Annotated in this window: 1 protein-coding gene and 1 pseudogene; one reads left to right on the top strand and one right to left on the bottom strand. The window is 67.6% G+C overall.

Features of this window, described 5'->3' with window-relative positions; all coding sequences use genetic code 11:
* Positions 1-322, bottom strand: a pseudogene (locus CCN39_RS48280) (endonuclease/exonuclease/phosphatase family protein); the annotation flags it as partial.
* 134 nt (positions 323-456) lie between these two features.
* On the opposite strand from CCN39_RS48280, the gene CCN39_RS48285 reads away from it, so the two are divergent.
* The coding region (locus CCN39_RS48285) for a hypothetical protein (protein WP_086853928.1) at positions 457-747 on the top strand (291 nt) is incomplete at its 3' end.

A 747-nucleotide genomic window follows, 5' to 3' on the forward strand; every position in this document is an offset into this window, starting at 1 on the left:
AGTCGATGGGCCGCGCGCCGTGCTGGCCGACCGCCAGGTAGTTCTTCCGGAACAGGTCGGCGGCCGCGTTGCCGGGCACGTAGTCGAACTCGTTGATCAGCTGGACGTCCGCGCGGTTGCGCTGGATCACCTCGGCGACCTCCTGCGCCTGGGCGTTGCCCGGCGTCGAGAGGTCGGCGACCAGCTGCCCGGCGGCGGCGCGGTTCAGCGACGCGTTGAAGGTGGCGAAGCGGACGTCGGTCCCGAAGCTCGCGGAAGCGGTGGCGGGGACGAAAAGCGCTACGAGCGCGGCGGCCGTCAGCCCGGCGGCGATGCGTTTCACGGCGGTCACCCTATGCCGGATTTCGCCCGTCCGGGTGAGCACCAGGTGAACGGCGGACGTGACACAGCCCTCTTGAACACGTTCAAAAACAGCGCTACGGTCACTTCTGAACACGTTCAAAACAAGGAGGAACCATGGACCCGATAGTCCTCGCGTATGCCCTCTACCTGCTGATCACCATCCCGCTGACCGTCCTCGTGGCCCGGACGCTGAGCCGGCACGGCCGCACCTTCCTCACCGAGGTCTTCAGCGACAGCCCCGGCCTGGCCACCGCCGTCAACCAGCTCCTCGTCGTCGGCTTCTACCTGATCAGCCTGGGCTTCGTGACGCTGTTCCTGACCAGCCACGCCCAGGTGCCCACCGCGCGGGAGGTGTTCGAGCTGCTGTCGGTGAAGGTCGGCACGGTCGCGCTCATCCTCGGCGTC

Source organism: Amycolatopsis kentuckyensis, assembly GCF_002155975.1.
Lineage (GTDB): Bacteria > Actinomycetota > Actinomycetes > Mycobacteriales > Pseudonocardiaceae > Amycolatopsis > Amycolatopsis kentuckyensis.